We start from the raw sequence: 12,362 nt of genomic DNA, 5'->3' as shown, positions 1-12,362 counted from the left end.
GGATTGACATATTTCAAGAATTATAGTAAGGGTACGGTATACCGTACCCTTACTGCGTTCAATTGAGTTTTCTGCCCTATTCCCTACTCCCTTTATTTTTCCAAAGCTAACAGCGATCGCCAATCTTGAATAGCTTGCTCTGACCATAACCAATTTTTGCTGAGGGCGTCTGGTTGAAAGTTAACAGGTTCATCTTGAAGAACTTTTTGACGTAGCTTAGAGGATTCGTTTAATAAATTCGCCCGTTTAGGAGCTGGCTGCTCTTGAGCTGATTTCCAGAATCCCAGCGCCAATCCTGCATAGGATGCCAGGGCTTCGTTGTTGGGGGGTGGTTCGGCAGCATCCCCGGCTGCAGGTTCTGTTTCAATCTGGGTTAGTGCATCCAACCAAGCATTATTGGCTCGCTCGAAATCCCCTTCGGCATAGAAAGCAAAGCCTAAGGCATTCAGGTATTGAGCCGAGTCCGGTTGCCCTTTAACAGCGGTTTCCCAGTAACGCCGTACATCGTCCAAATTGTAGTTTTCACTGCCAGTTTGAATCGCCTGCCATGCCAGACGCCCTCTCAAGAAACTAACAGCAGGACGCTCAAGCTGTAAGGGTGGAATAGCAGCTAGGGCAGCGTCGGCTTGAGGTAAAGCGCCTCTATCGAGCAATGCCTCGACAGCCTCTTCCCCGGCAGCAATATTCCCTCGATTGAATTGTTCGATGGCAATATTAGTGACGGTTGAGGTGTCAGCTTTTGCCAAATCGACTGGTTTGGAATCAGTAGACTGGGGAAGACTGGGAACTGGGGAACCTGCATCCGTGAATAAATCTCCTGGGCGCGGTTGGCGGTTCCAGAAGAACCAAGCGCCTAAAAGAGCGATCGCAACTATACCCGTTATTCCAAGAACCATCCATAGCCTGGGAAGGGAGCGCAGTATTTGCCACCCGCTCCTCGAACGTCTCGGCTGTGAAGGTTGAACGGATGCCGAAGCCGTAGCCGTGTTTGCTGATTGGGGTGGCGGTGACTGAGTGGTTGGGACAGGATGAATGGGGACTGTCGATTCCTGAGGGGGAGTAACCCTTTCATTATTAGGAAATTGCCAATCCTCCGTATCTGATGCTGTTCTACCAGAATTCTTGGCATCTAACCCAGGCAGTATCGATTCGTCGCTGGTGGCTGGGGTATCTAGTTGGTCGAGCAAACCTCTGATGAAGATGGAGGGGTCGTCTCCTTCATCGTCTGATGCGACTTCATTCATCCAGTCGTTAAACCCTTCATCGTCATATCCAGACAACGGATATAGGGTTTCAGAGGCTAACTCATCCTCCAAAAAACTAGCAGAGTTCAAGGGTGGGGATGGAGTAAATAGGGTGTCTTGGCTTGATGAAACAATCGACGTTTCTGACGGCTCTGGCAACAGCAACCGCTCTTCTCTGTTATTGTGATTGTCACTAACATTTGTCAGAAATCCATCAAATTTGGAATGCAAGTATAGTACTGGCAGCGCCCAATAGAGTTGGTTTGACCCATAGGATGAAATCAGCCCTTGTCGCGCCCGACTGAGGCTGAGGTCAATGGGATAACCTTGATTGAGATTGCGGTAAAGCAGCCGAGTTAAAGTTAGCGCCACCTCATCGGGAATTCGCTCTGCCATCGCCAGCACCCCAGGAATTCCCTGCTTGACCAAGGCTTCTGCCAAATTACGATCTTTGCCGTTGTCTAGGGGGTCAGAGGTAGCAGTATAGGCACCGCGACAGGAGTTAAAGACAGCGAGCTGAACACCATTATTGGCGAGCAATCCAGCTAAATCATCACCGTTTAAGGTTTCGGTTAAACCTGTTTTGTTGCTGACGAGGTAAACATCACCACCCGAGTCGCCCAAGCTGCTGTGACCGGCGTAGTGGAAAACTTGATATTGACCTTGTTCGAGAGCTTGGGTGAGTTGCTCTCGTCCCGGCTGTTCTAAAATTGTGAGTTCAATAGCGGGGAGTTCATGGCGGGAACGGTTTTTAAGTTCTTCTTGCAGGTGAGCAGCTTCTTGGGCGAGTTCCAAACTTTCTTGATCGCTTGGACCTGCTATCACCATCAAAATTTTTAGGGGTTGATTAGCCTGATAGAGAGGTTCTCGAAGCGGTCTCATCAACCCTGTACTGGGTTGGTAGCGGGAAAATGCCACGTCGGTTCCCGTTGCCAGAGGACGGTTGCCTTCATAGAGTACTTCCCATGGTAGGCGAGGCAGGCGATTGCCTTTGAGTCCCAAGCGCAACCGCAAAACCTGCCGCTGATTTTGTGCGATCGCTTGCGCCATCATCCAACTATCTCGCAAACTACCCTGAAATAAGGCGTTATAAAGTTGCTGACCCAGTGCTACTAGGTTGAGGCAGGATGAATTGACAGACTGATTTGACATCGATGACGCAAAGATATCATCCACACCGCCAATCGTTCCGTGGAACAAACCCCAGAGGGGGTCATTCATTAACTGCCGTGCCTTTCCTAACCACTCGTCCACGGGCCATTGAACTTGTTCTTCTGCCAATGGCACTCCGGGCGCAACGTCTTCGATGCGTACCAGGTATTGGTCTTTCCCTAGGGGGGTTACAGAGATGTGGAATTCCTGCGCCACGGCTACTGCCCGATCAATTTCGTTAAATATAGAGGCTTGAGTTGAATCGTACAACGTTTTAAAATTTCAGTATCTTTACTTTACTCTCCATAGATTGATTTTCAGGTTTGAAAGTTTCCCTCAACTCTGCCAGCCGTCTCAAACCAATATAGGGTAAATACACTTTTGCTCCTCTTGATTTCTGGCTGATTGTGAGTTTGGGTTTCATCTAAGAGATAACTGGTCTAGGATTTTTCCGGATCGCTCTAGCCTATTCCGGAATAGTGGAATGGTAGATGCACCCTGATTGACGTTTCCCAGCTCAGTGATTTGGGCTGGTTTTTTTTGACATGAACAGCCTCCGGGTGAGGCATGGCACTCACGACAGGAATCAACCTCTGGGTTTAGCATCTAGTCAGACTTCAAGATGTTCACTCCTGATCGGAAAGCGCTTGAATTGCTTTAACCCGTTCGGAGCTAAATTGACTTGAGTCTCTCTTATCATAGCAACGACTGTACGAGAGGAACACTAGAGGAAGTTGTTCGAGTGGAGTTTGCCAGATCTCCATTCCTTTTCAGGAAATTAGTCTTCTTTTATCCCTTTAGGACTATAAAATAGCAAACCATTGCCAGATGGAGTTTCTCCCAGATTTCTTCGTTTTTATAAGCTGCGATCGCATTTTTTACCCCTCTAATTTAGTTAAACCAAAATGGGATTAACAAATCTGGAGTTGCCAGGGTAAACACATCTAAAATTGTTGATAGTTTGATTTAAAATGAAGGGTTTAGTATTGTCACAAAAAAACACTCAAGCAAAAATCTATCGGTGGGTGTGAATATTCAGAGGTAGGATTGATGCTGAATATTTACTGTCCCGTTACTTGCTTACCCATCCCCGACAAGTCCTCATCCGCGACCAAATCCTGGAACAGGTCTGGGGTTACGACTTTATGGGAGACTCTAATATCATTGAGGTTTATGTGCGCTATCTGCGGCTGAAGCTTGAAGCCAAAGGTGAAAAACGTCTAGTTCAAACGGTGCGAAGTTTGGGTTACGTGCTACGTGACTGAACTCAAAAACTAAACCGCATATGAATGCGTGGATTCAGCTTCTCTTCAACCCGTATGCCTCCCTTGAGATTCTGTTCGACAATAACTGGTACGTCATTGGGTTTAACACGACAGTACCAGGTTTCTTCTGGTAAAATTCGCACTGTAGGACCAGAACTGCACTGTCCTTGGCACTCCGCAGCTTTGATCTCAAAGTCAGTATCTCCAGCCGCTTCAAAGGCAGCAAGTACATCTGCCGAACCATTTGCCTTACAAGAGGTATGCTGGCAGATTAGGACACAGCCTTTTTCTGATTTTGAACCGTTTTCTTGGGAATCTGTTGCCACTCGTTGTCCGGTGTTACGCATCGCTATTCCATCTTAACGAATGCCAGATAGTCAGCCTAAAAGAATTGTGAAATTTCCCATTCCCCATTCCCCATTCCCTCTACTCATCTGTATGATCACCAATCAAATAGACTGGCTATAGTAAGGGAACAGTCAGTGAAGGAGACTTATTTTACTAGACTGATGAAGGTTGAGTTCTAATAAATCCTTAAAACAAACCGTTCTGGATTTAACCAATATAGATAAATAATCTTCATTCAATTCTGGAATTATGGAGGTTCCATCACTGAAGAAGAGAATATCATTAAATTTTTCTAACGTCCGATCATTAATTGAAGTAATTAAAACTTGAGGCATGGTTAGCTTTTCTGAGGCAATTCGCTTTAATGTCGCTTCGTCTCGCTCTAAAATTGCCTTAAATACCACTTTATCATCTTCACTGAGCTGTTGAATAAAATCCAGCCATTCCCACCATTCTTCTGGTAATATCCCAGATAGCTTACCCTGTATTTCCTTGGAGGAATACTGAAACATTTCTGGGTTTTGCCTTTGGAGGGCTTCCATTTGCGTTTGCAAATACTGATAATCGGTTTCTATCTGCTGTTTTAGAGTCTCTAAGGTTGCCAAATCTTGGCTGAGTTGTTCCTGTTGTTGCTGTTTTTGCGAAACTTGGCTTTGCAATTGATGGAGTTCAGATTTGAGAGACGTTAAGCTGCCTTGAACTTGCTGCTGCTGTATCCGCAAGAATAATAAAGATTGATTCAGTTCTTCCCAACGCTGTTTAAGTGCGAGGATTTGCGTCTGCAAGTCATAAGCTTCCCCTCCCAACTCCTGTTTTTTATGTTCGAGAGTGATTAAGTCTTCATAGAGTTGTTCGTGTTGAGTGAGTTTGTCGGCAATTTGGCTTTGGAGTTCTTCTAGTTCCGTATGCAAGCGATTTAAGCGAGTTTCTGCGGGTGGAACTTGGGCAGTTTTTGCCCACAAAGATTGATTCAGTTCGGATTGGTGTTTTTCAATCTGACGAATTTGCGTTTGCAGATTGTAAATTTCTTGGAGTTGCTGCTGTTTTTGCTGCTGAACATCACCGAGTTCTTGATACAGTTCGTTACGTTGGGTGTGAAGTTCAGAAATTCGGTGTAAAAGTTGGCTACGTTCACCTTGTAAAGCACTGACACTAGCTTCTAACTGATGTTCGATTGCCATCGCCTTGGAGAGGGATTCATAAAGCAAGCTTTCTTCTTCTTCAAAGTCTTGAATCTGATTGAGTAAAGAATGCTTGTGCCGTTTTTCCTGTTCGAGACGTCGCTTTTCAGCTACCATGGCTCCAACAGAGCTAGCCACTACAGTAATAGCACCATTCAAGAGTGCTTTGTTGGGGTTGGTGAACAATCCAATACCAAAGCTAACTGCAAAGGCAACGGCACCGAGAAGAATCTGATTGACTAGCTGGGTCATTAGTCATTAATCTGGTCATGGAGCATTGATTCACGCTCTCGGCTTCTTGCTAATAGCCTCTTTTTCAGCATAATGATGACGAATCAAGATTGAAGGTTAAGAGCTAATGGCTCATGGCTAACTCGCCCCTAAGAAAATCAACAAACTGTCGAGCGCTGCGTCCGGAACGTCCGTTGTGGCGGGTTGCCCACTGGAGAGCACGATACTCTAGTTCCTCTTGAGGGAGATTAATACCAGCTCTATTTGCCAAATGTTGAACAATTTGCAGGTAAGTGTTTTGGTTGGCTGGCTCAAAGGTTAGGGTTAAGCCAAAGCGATCGCTAAATGATAACTTCTCTTGAACAGTATCCCAGCCATGGACTTCATCATTATCGCTGGGACGGGGGCGATCGCCAAAAAATTCCCGAACTAGGTGCCGCCGATTCGATGTTGCATAGACTACGACATTGGGCGGTCGAGCTGTTACACTCCCTTCTAATACCACTTTCAAAGCTTTAAAGGCATCATCGTCTTCCTCAAAGGAGAGGTCATCCACAAAGATGATAAACTTCTGAGGTAAATCCCGCACTTGCTCGACAATTGCAGGCAGCTCCTTCAAGTCTGATTTGGCAACTTCAATCAGCCGTAAGCCACGACTGCTATAGTTTTGTAATAATCCCTTGACTAATGAAGACTTCCCTGAACCACGACTGCCGTAGAGCAGAACGTGTAGGGCAGGATATCCAGCTAGCAGAAACTCTGTATTCTTTACCAAAGTAGCTTTTTGGGAGTCATAACCCCTCAGTTCTTCAAGCTGGACAGGATCAGGATGGGCAATACCAACAAGCTGTCCCGACTGCCAATGCAAAGCGCGATATTCAGCCCATAACCCTGTACCATGTTGTCGGTAGTAGGCAGCTAAATCCTCTAGGGCATCTGCCCAGTTACTTTTCTGTTGCAGAAATGTTGACTGTAATGATTCGACACTCCAAGGAATCGGCTCTACCTCTAATTGAGATGCTTTTTGTACCCAGCGACTGATTTGTTCGCCACTGCATTCGTAGAGACTTTGCAGGTTGAGTAAATCCTGTTGAGCAGCAGATACCAAGGCTGAGGGTAAATCATTCACGGCAACTCGCTGGACTTGCCGAGTAAAGGGATTATCATCGCGCAGAATTCGCCCAATCAGGTAATCTTGCCAACTTTTACCTCTATTTGCTAAAGCTTGGAACCATTCGCCATAAGCAATAAGGCAGGCGAGCCTATTCTCCTCATTCCGCCCTAGAGTGTGCAACAGGTGGAGGAAAGTATGCCCAACTTCACTGCTCAAAACAGATTGATAAAGCAGCAAGGATGCGGCTTGGCATCTGATAAATCGGCTGGAAATGATCGCTGGCTTGTTTAGAGATGACATGGATGCTATTTTAATCAATTATCTCATGTCTGGTTAAAGAGGTTAATTAGACTTTAATCGGTAATTCCCTTTAACCGTTGCAGTTCCCTTTTTTACTTAAGAATTGCGATCGCTTCCCAGAAAAATTTTAATCTTGCAAAACAGTCTGTTTGCCGCTGCTTTCACGTTCATGGGGTTCGAGGAGGTTCGTAATATCCGGACCTGTAGGGATAATTCCACCGGGGTTAAGGGGAAACAGGTTGCCGTAGTAGTCACGCTTCACGCTCTCTAAATCACAGGTGCCAGCGACTCCAGAAAGCTGATACAAGTCACGCAGATAGCCCCCTAGGTTCTTATAGTCCTGAATTCTTTGGCGATTGCACTTAAACAATCCGTAGTACACGATATCAAAGCGGAACAGGGTAGTAAAAAGACGCACGTCTGCAAGGGTAACGTTGTCCCCGCACAGATATCGACTCCTCTCTAGTGCCATATCAATTTCATCTAAAGTTGCAAACAACTCATTGCAGGCGTTGTTGTATGCCTCCTGAGTCTGGGCAAAGCCGCAGCGATACACGCCATTGTTGACGGCAGGGTAAATTTTCTCATTCCACTGTTCGATTTGCCCTTGCAGTTCCTCTGGATAAAGTTCTTGTGCGGGATTTTTGGCAAATTCGTTGAACTGGGAGTTTAACAGGATAATAATCTCAGCACTCTCGTTATTGACAATCGTCTTCGTCTGGTTATCCCAGAGTACAGGAACCGTAGAACGTCCGCTGTAACCAGGTTGGGCTAACTGGTACAGTTCAGCCAGGGTGCGGCAACCCTCTTCTTCTTGGTTGAGTACCCAGCCCCCCTCAATAGGAGAAGGAGACACGACGGACACCGATATAACATCTTCGAGCCCTTTGAGTGCGCGAACGACGAGAGTGCGGTGCGCCCAAGGGCATCCGAGTCCCACATAAAGGCGGTAGCGTCCTGCTGCGGGTTGGTAAGGGTTTCCCTCTTGGGTGCTAATGGTGTTTCTGAACTGGCTTTCTGGGCGAATGTACTCTCCCGACTGACTGCGGGGGGCAAGCTGCGACATCATCAGGTGCCATAAGGTAGTCCAGACCCATTTTCCGAGTCTGATGATGAATTTTGCAGGGAGTGACTTCCCTTTTTTTTGGGGTTTGGGAGGGGTAGGCTGTGACATTGCATTCGCTCGAAGAGCTTACCAATATATAACTAGTCTATTTGATGAGTGAATAGAGAGGCAGTAGAGGAGGTGGGGAAGAACAAAAAAATTAAATTAAACAAAAAGCACTCCCTAGAAAGGTGTATCATAATAGTTTTGGGTAAACGTTCAGTTAGCACAGGAACAAGGAAGTTATATGTCGCGATATCGAGGCCCGCGCTTGCGGGTAGTGCGTCGTCTGGGCGACCTTCCGGGTCTGACTCGCAAGACGCCTCGGCGGTCTTACCCGCCAGGTCAGCACGGTCAAGGTCGCCGGAAGCGCTCAGAATATGCCATCCGCTTGGAAGAAAAGCAGAAACTCCGGTACAACTACGGAGTCTCGGAAAAACAGTTGCTTCGCTATGTCCGCAAAGCTCGTCGGGCAACGGGTTCAACGGGTCAATCCTTACTGCAACTCCTAGAAATGCGACTGGATAATACCGTCTTTCGTCTGGGAATGGCAGGAACCATTCCCGGTGCGCGTCAGTTGGTAAATCATGGTCACGTTATGGTGAACGGTCGCGTGGTTAATATTGCCAGCTATCAGTGCCGTCCTGGAGACGTGATTGGTGTCAAAGACACTGAACGCTCTCGGCGTTTAGTCCAACAAAATATGGAATACCCCGGACTGGCAAACCTGCCTAGCCATTTAGAGTTTGACAAAAACACATTCACCGGCAAGGTTAATAGTGTTGTCGAGCGCGAGTGGGTAGCCCTACAAATCAACGAACTACTAGTGGTTGAGTACTACTCACGGAAAGCTTAAGTTATTAGTCCTTTGTCGTTTGTCTTTTGTCCTTCGTCGTTTGTTACTACGGGAATGACTAATGACCAATGACCAAGGACTAATGACTATCCGCCAATTTGTGACATAGTGCGAGTGTACGTGCCTTCTGTTCCAGAGTCTCGCTGCTTAAAGTTAATCTCTGGTTTGAGTACCAGCAACTGCCGCACTCGTTCTCTCAATTCAGGTAATTTAACACCGCTACGCAGAGCAGATTTTAAGTCAATTTGACCCGTCTCATTAAGCAGACAGGGACGCAACCAACCATCAGCAGATAGGCGCATCCGGTTACAGCGATCGCAAAAACATTCTGACATTTGGCTGATAAAGCCCAACGTTCCTAAAGCACCAGGAATCTGGAAGACATCAGCCGGACCATTGCCCCGCACATTAGACTCGCCCAAACCCCAGTGAGAACGAATCTGCTGCCGCAGTTCTTCAGACGGTATCCAAGCACGCTTGTTAAACAGTTGAGTATTCCCAATGGGCATGAACTCAATAAACCGAATGTGCCACCTGCGGTCAATCGTCAGTGCTGCTAAATCTATTACTTCTGTATCATTTACACCGGGAATCACGACTACATTTAGCTTCAGAGGGTCAAATCCCACCCGATGTGCAGCTTGAATACCTTCCCAGGTTTGCTGCCAGCGGGAACGTCCTCGATTGCTGATAATTTTGTCAAACGTATCAGGATTGAGAGAGTCGAGGCTGATGTTGATGCGCCGCAACCCTGCGTCGTAGAGTTCCTGTGCCATGCCTGCCAATAAAAAGGCATTGGTCGTCATGGCAAGATCTTCCGTTTCGGGAAGGGATGCAATTGCTCTCACCAAATCCACAACCCCCGGACGCAGCAAGGGTTCGCCCCCCGTGAGGCGAAACTTTCTAAATCCCAATGGCATAAACACCTCCTTAAGTAGCGTCAGCAGTTCCTCATGGGTCAGCAATTCCTGTTGCAGGATATAATCCAGTTCTGCTCCTTCCGGCATACAGTACTGGCAACGGAAATTGCAGCGGTCAATGAGGCTAATTCGGAGATAATCGACAGTATTCATGGGTCGTTAGTTATTCGGCTGAGATTTTAGGAGCAGTTGCCCCCAGCCAATCTTGAAAACTCTTCTGATATCGAAATTTGTTGAATCAACCTTAATTAAGAACGTCTCCCATCCCCCCATCCCTCCATAATAAGAATCTTGAACGGCTAGACAGCCAAGACTAAAAATAAAATTGGCACAATCCTGGCACACAGTCTCTACCCGCGTATGTAAATATTGACAAGTGGACTCTCAAGGGCGTCATCATCCATGTTAGGCAAGTTACTCGACGGACGTTACTACATCACCCAAGTTCTAGGTGCTGGTGGATTTGGTAGAACCTACCTGGCACAGGATACCAGACGTCCCGGTAATCCTATCTGCGTGGTCAAGCATCTCCAGCCTGCCAACCAGGAACCTAGCTTCCTAGAAACTGCCCGACGCCTGTTCACCAGTGAAGCTGAAACCCTCGAACAGCTTGGCAATCACGACCAAATTCCCCGCTTGCTGGCATACTTCGAGGAAGACCAGGAATTTTACCTGGTTCAAGAATTTGTGGAAGGGCATACCTTAAGCCAAGAGTTACAGCCCGGTCAGCGCTGGGATGAAAAGCGGGTGATGGAGTTGCTCAAAGAAGTCTTGGGCATTGTAGATTTTGTTCACCGCCACGGTGTCATCCATCGTGATATCAAGCCCGACAACCTGATCCGCCGCAACTCTGACAATAAATTAGTATTAGTAGACTTTGGTGCAGTTAAGCAAATTCGCACTCAACTGGCTAGCGGTTACGGTTCGGTGAATAATACTGTTGCCGTTGGCACCCCTGGCTATATGTCTAGCGAACAGGCAATGGGTCAGCCACGACCCAGTAGCGATATCTACGGGTTGGGTATTATTGGTATCCAAGCACTCACGGGTCGGATGCCAGCCGAGTTGCAGGAAGACCTGAATACCGGTGAAATTCTCTGGCAGCATCTGGTGTCAATTAGTCGAGGATTGGCTTATATTCTCAATCGGATGGTAAGCTATCACTTCAAAGACCGCTACCAATCGGCAGGTGAAGCGCTACAAGCACTACAGCAGTTGACAGCTTCCCCATCGAGCTATTCTCCAACAAACCCTGCTTACCCATCGGCTCAGGGTATCTCTACTCCCAGACAAACTCTACCACCACACAATCCAGCTCCCCTTTCAGAACAGGCTACCATGGCGGTTGCGCCTGCCGCTCCTCCTCGACCTCCAGCTCCTACTCCTACTCCTCCATCTAGCTATCCTCCACCTTCTCGATCTGACAAACTGCCACTGGTACTGGGTATTGGCATGGCGATTGTTGTGGGTGGAGTGAGTATGGCTTACGCCATTCGTCAGAGTTCCTTAGGTGCGTTCGGTGATGGCGTAGGAACTTGCACGGTGGCAGTTGGAGTGTTAAATGTTCGATCACAACCGCAAGGAAGTGTTGTTGATACAGTTTCCAAAGGAACAAAGCTAGCACTGACCGGCACTGAACAAAATGGTTGGGCGGAGATTAGCTCTCCAGCGAAAGGATGGGTTTTTAAGGAAAGACAGTATATAGACTGTACCTCAGCTAATCCGACCGTTGCTCAGACCCAACCTAGTCCGACTCCAGTTGAAACCCAACCCAGTCCAGTTGTCATTAACACTCCCGCGCCAAAACCCTCACCAGAGAAGCCAAAAGATAAACCTAAACCCGCTGATAATGGTGACAGCAAACTCACCACAGCGGCGGAAAAATACCAACAGGGTAAATTGGATGAAGCGATCGCTGATGCTCAATCCGTTCTTCCCAGCAGTCCAGCTTTTGAAGAAGCTCAGAAGAAAATCGGAGAATGGCAGCAAGAATGGTCAGAGGCTAAGGCGAAGTTTAATAACATTCAACAAGCCTTTGATGAAGGTCGCTATGTTGATGTGATCATTTATGCATCTGACAGCAATTTTCCTGAGCAGCGCTATTGGCGAGAAAAGTTAAATGATTTAGTTCGGAAAGCTACGCAGCGCAAAGCCGACACTGAAGGGAATCAGGAAACCCCCCCTTCGCCGACACAACCTGAGACTCAAAATCCGAAACCCAATCCCCAAGAATCCGTTGATCCTTCACCCGCAGCGACTGGGGGAAACCCGGTTACGCCGTAAAGAACGGGTTTAGGGGGGTCAAAATGTACTTCACGCTCGTTGCAAACCCCTGTAATTATACTGAGTTTTTGATCGACTGACATTGGGGATGCTCCCCTAAAGAATCGGTTTGAACAAAGGAGTTCAGAATTTTTTGAACGTCTGGGCAACCTGAATTGAGTGAGACTAGTTTTTAAATTTTTAATAAAATTTCTATAAAGATTTAATAAAGATTGATTTTTAATCTTCTCATCCGTCTAGTCGCGTGGATAGAATTGACTAGACTCGATTTATCTATAAAAGTTCCCTTAACCCTCCAAATAAAGAATAAACACTAACTATCGATGATAGTCTGAGGGACTTCCAGAAAATCAAGTATGAAAT

General features: G+C 46.9%; 8 protein-coding genes and 1 pseudogene. 3 read left to right on the top strand and 6 right to left on the bottom strand.

Annotated elements, in window-relative coordinates:
• Positions 1-92 precede the first annotated feature (92 nt).
• Positions 93-2,666: a CHAT domain-containing protein gene (locus tag IQ257_RS02785; RefSeq protein WP_228060365.1), complete on the bottom strand. Its 2,574-nt coding sequence runs from the start codon at positions 2,664-2,666 to the stop codon at positions 93-95.
• A 785-nt stretch (positions 2,667-3,451) separates the two neighbouring features.
• Here IQ257_RS02785 and IQ257_RS02780 point away from each other — a divergent pair.
• Positions 3,452-3,661, top strand: a pseudogene (locus IQ257_RS02780) (winged helix-turn-helix domain-containing protein); the annotation flags it as partial.
• A gap of 2 nt (positions 3,662-3,663) precedes the next feature.
• On the opposite strand, the gene IQ257_RS02775 reads toward IQ257_RS02780, so the two are convergent.
• From IQ257_RS02775 to IQ257_RS02760, 4 genes are all read right to left on the bottom strand, one after another.
• Positions 3,664-4,008 carry a (2Fe-2S) ferredoxin domain-containing protein gene (locus tag IQ257_RS02775; RefSeq protein WP_193873112.1) on the bottom strand — a complete coding sequence of 115 codons (345 nt, stop codon included), beginning with the start codon at positions 4,006-4,008 and terminating at the stop codon, positions 3,664-3,666.
• A gap of 132 nt (positions 4,009-4,140) precedes the next feature.
• Positions 4,141-5,442: a tellurite resistance TerB C-terminal domain-containing protein gene (locus IQ257_RS02770; protein WP_193873111.1), complete on the bottom strand. Its 1,302-nt coding sequence runs from the start codon at positions 5,440-5,442 to the stop codon at positions 4,141-4,143.
• Between the two features lie 103 nt (positions 5,443-5,545).
• A complete protein-coding gene (locus IQ257_RS02765; RefSeq protein WP_193873110.1) occupies positions 5,546-6,835 on the bottom strand; it encodes an ATP-binding protein in 1,290 nt (429 codons plus the stop codon).
• Positions 6,836-6,962: 127 nt separating this feature from the next.
• The gene (locus IQ257_RS02760; protein ID WP_193873109.1) at positions 6,963-8,009 is read right to left on the bottom strand and encodes a glutathione S-transferase family protein; all 1,047 of its coding nucleotides are present in this window, start codon (positions 8,007-8,009) and stop codon (positions 6,963-6,965) included.
• A 178-nt stretch (positions 8,010-8,187) separates the two neighbouring features.
• On the opposite strand from IQ257_RS02760, the gene rpsD reads away from it, so the two are divergent.
• Positions 8,188-8,796, top strand: a complete 609-nt coding sequence (rpsD, locus tag IQ257_RS02755; RefSeq protein WP_193873108.1) for a 30S ribosomal protein S4 — start codon at positions 8,188-8,190, stop codon at positions 8,794-8,796.
• Positions 8,797-8,882: 86 nt separating this feature from the next.
• Here the strand turns inward: rpsD and moaA are convergent, their stop codons facing one another.
• Positions 8,883-9,869: a GTP 3',8-cyclase MoaA gene (moaA, locus tag IQ257_RS02750; RefSeq protein WP_193873107.1), complete on the bottom strand. Its 987-nt coding sequence runs from the start codon at positions 9,867-9,869 to the stop codon at positions 8,883-8,885.
• Positions 9,870-10,118: 249 nt separating this feature from the next.
• Here moaA and IQ257_RS02745 point away from each other — a divergent pair, with 249 nt between their 5' ends.
• Entirely contained in the window at positions 10,119-11,999 is a 1,881-nt protein-coding gene (locus IQ257_RS02745; RefSeq protein WP_193873106.1) for a protein kinase domain-containing protein, read from the top strand.
• Positions 12,000-12,362: the final 363 nt, after the last annotated feature.

Origin of the sequence: Coleofasciculus sp. LEGE 07092, from assembly GCF_015207375.1 — a bacterium.
In the GTDB taxonomy this organism is placed as follows: domain Bacteria; phylum Cyanobacteriota; class Cyanobacteriia; order Cyanobacteriales; family Coleofasciculaceae; genus LEGE-07092.
This window is presented reverse-complemented; position numbering and strand designations above follow the sequence as displayed.